General features: G+C 48.3%; 5 protein-coding genes. 1 reads left to right on the forward strand and 4 read right to left on the reverse strand.

All coding sequences use genetic code 11. The features are described 5' to 3' along the window. Positions 1 to 58: 58 nt before the first annotated feature. The 4 genes from J0A65_RS22500 to J0A65_RS22515 all read right to left on the reverse strand — a co-directional run bounded on the left by J0A65_RS22500 (position 59) and on the right by J0A65_RS22515 (position 1,839). Positions 59 to 238 carry a hypothetical protein gene (locus tag J0A65_RS22500; RefSeq protein WP_206596548.1) on the reverse strand — a complete coding sequence of 60 codons (180 nt, stop codon included), beginning with the start codon at positions 236 to 238 and terminating at the stop codon, positions 59 to 61. A gap of 178 nt (positions 239 to 416) precedes the next feature. Further along, positions 417 to 989 carry a transposase gene (locus tag J0A65_RS22505; RefSeq protein WP_206596549.1) on the reverse strand — a complete coding sequence of 191 codons (573 nt, stop codon included), beginning with the start codon at positions 987 to 989 and terminating at the stop codon, positions 417 to 419. Between the two features lie 73 nt (positions 990 to 1,062). Then, entirely contained in the window at positions 1,063 to 1,344 is a 282-nt protein-coding gene (locus J0A65_RS22510) for a hypothetical protein (RefSeq protein ID WP_206596550.1), read from the reverse strand. 138 nt (positions 1,345 to 1,482) lie between these two features. Beyond that, complete coding sequence (locus tag J0A65_RS22515; protein WP_206596551.1) at positions 1,483 to 1,839, reverse strand: hypothetical protein; 357 nt, start codon at positions 1,837 to 1,839, stop codon at positions 1,483 to 1,485. An 84-nt stretch (positions 1,840 to 1,923) separates the two neighbouring features. Between J0A65_RS22515 and J0A65_RS27845 the strand changes: the two genes are divergently transcribed. After that, the coding region (locus tag J0A65_RS27845; RefSeq protein WP_206596552.1) for a zinc-binding dehydrogenase at positions 1,924 to 2,180 on the forward strand (257 nt) is incomplete at its 3' end.

Here is a 2,180-nt window from a genome sequence, read left to right on the forward strand (position 1 = left end):
GTCAGTGTTTGGCAAGAGTAAAAAGGGGACAGATTTTTTATGACGCAGCACCGTCAGCCTAAAAATAAATCTGTCCCCTTTTCCGTCCAAATGCAGATATATAGAAGCCATCCTCAATGACGCCACCCACACCATCAAGACAATTCAAAAAACCATCAATTTCTTCTGAAGAAACAATAGACAAACCCATCAACCAGTCAATGAACCCTTTGAAAAAATCAACGTCCGATAGCATCATCAAGATCCTTCACCAATTCTTTAGCAAACTCTACAAAAAAGGGGACAGATTTATTTTTCGGGCTGTCGCTTAGGTCTGCCCTGACCTCGTAGCTCAACCCGCTGCCCTTGGATTCTTTCTATTTCATCCACGAAACGAGCACTCCCGGTTAGCTGCCCCCTCTGTAGTGCTGCACGGATCAGATCAATCTCGCTCGATGGTACGGCTTGAAGCATGAACTCCATGTACCGGATACGACGCTTTTCAGACGTGTTGCCAGAGCAATGAAGCAGGGGTCTATATCTAACCAATCGCTGTCAGCCTGATCCGTTACCCGCATCCGATGGCTCGACCAGGGATAATCACCGGCCTCGACAACCATACGAGCTCGAACCGGGTTCAGTTCGATATAGCGACAGCAGGCAAGCAAGTAGGCGTCTGACTCGACGACGCTGGACTTGTAGCGACTCTCCCAGAGAGTGCCGGTGCGCCCCTCCAGACGATTTCGATAGCGCGTAGCTCGCGCCGCCAGCGCCTTCATCAACTGCCCCAGCCCGGCAACAGCTTCACCGGGCGCCAGCAGCAGGTGGACATGATTGGTCATCAGGCAATAGGCGTAAACCTTGACCCCGAAGACATCTTTCAGCTCACGCAGACCAGAAATGTAACGCTGATAGTCTTGTTCAGCAGAAAACACCACCTGCCGGTTATGCCCTCGCTGCACTACATGATGTGGGTAGTTCGGCAACACAATACGCCCCATCCTTGGCATAACGATCTCCTTCCATTGAGACCTGCAGCTTAGTCGATCAGGTGAAAAATAAATCTGTCCCCTTTTTCTTTAATTACGGAAGGATATTTTTTCTCTCCAGCTCCGAAAATATGTAGAGAACACCCTCTCTAATGCTATCTGTATCCTTCCTCAACACGACATCCTTAGCTGGCATATTCAAAGCAAACGTATATATATTCCTATCTCGCTCGCCATCGACCTTCAGTAGAAAGAACCCTTTGCTTTTCATTGCCACTAGCTCCAGAGCCTGAAAAAAATCCTCCAAACCAAGAGCATCTACACTTGAGAATCCAAATCGCTCAGCGTACTTCCCTGCAAAGACTTCAGTAGACATCAATCCAGCCCTCTTAATGCTTTGGAAATATCTTGAACGCTATTTAATTTTCCGAGGAAAAATGGGACAGATTTATTTATGACGCAGCACCGTCAGCCTAAAAATAAATCTGTCCCCTTTTCCTCAATCAGAAAACCTTTACTCTTCATCCCAAAAATCTCCGGGAGGCGCATACTCCCCTCCTCGCAAGACAGCGCACCAACCGTAACCTGTACAAAACATTTCAAGGTCAAGAATCTTGTAAACGCCCTCACCAACTTTCCGCAACGTAATCAAACCATTAGCAAAGTGCGTATATCGACCGCCCGCCCCTGCAATAGCTCTTAACTCAAGCTCTCTACGATCCCAGGCTGACACCAGCCCCGATGACTCAGGAACAGTATCCGAAAACGAAATCTCAAAGTCTGTTGAAATTTTGCAAAAGCAGGGGATTCGCTCCTGCATGAGTAGTTCATCCGTGATCATATTGTTAGGAAAATCAATGTTCAATTTCACTTAAATACACTCCAAGGAACGACAACCTCACCAGTGTAAAAGTGACAGATTTATTTATTGCCTCACAATATCAGCCGAAAATAAATCTGTTCCTTTTTCGCCCAGCGCCAACCGCAGGATAACGCCGACAACTTCCAACAACTGTTCGCCTGCCACACCGAAGGCAAACTCAAACTATTGGTATCACAGACCTTCCCGCTAGCGCGGGGTGGCGAAGCGATCGATGCACTCGACCAGCGTAAAGCCGTGGGCAAGGTGGTGGTCGAAGCGCGGCTGGGGCGAACTATGCCCCCCCCTGAAAAGTCGCCCTATTGGCGGCTTTTTCAGTTCAGCCACGCGGT

The sequence above is a fragment of the Bowmanella yangjiangensis genome (assembly GCF_017255015.1).
GTDB lineage: Bacteria > Pseudomonadota > Gammaproteobacteria > Enterobacterales > Alteromonadaceae > Bowmanella > Bowmanella yangjiangensis.

What these genes read in the sequence shown, in the direction of transcription:
- J0A65_RS22505 (WP_206596549.1), bottom strand. Translation starts at nt 989, where the DNA reads ATGCCAAGGATGGGGCGTATTGTGTTGCCGAACTACCCACATCATGTA.
- J0A65_RS22500 (WP_206596548.1), bottom strand. Translation starts at nt 238, where the DNA reads ATGATGCTATCGGACGTTGATTTTTTCAAAGGGTTCATTGACTGGTTG.
- J0A65_RS22510 (WP_206596550.1), bottom strand. Translation starts at nt 1,344, where the DNA reads ATGTCTACTGAAGTCTTTGCAGGGAAGTACGCTGAGCGATTTGGATTC.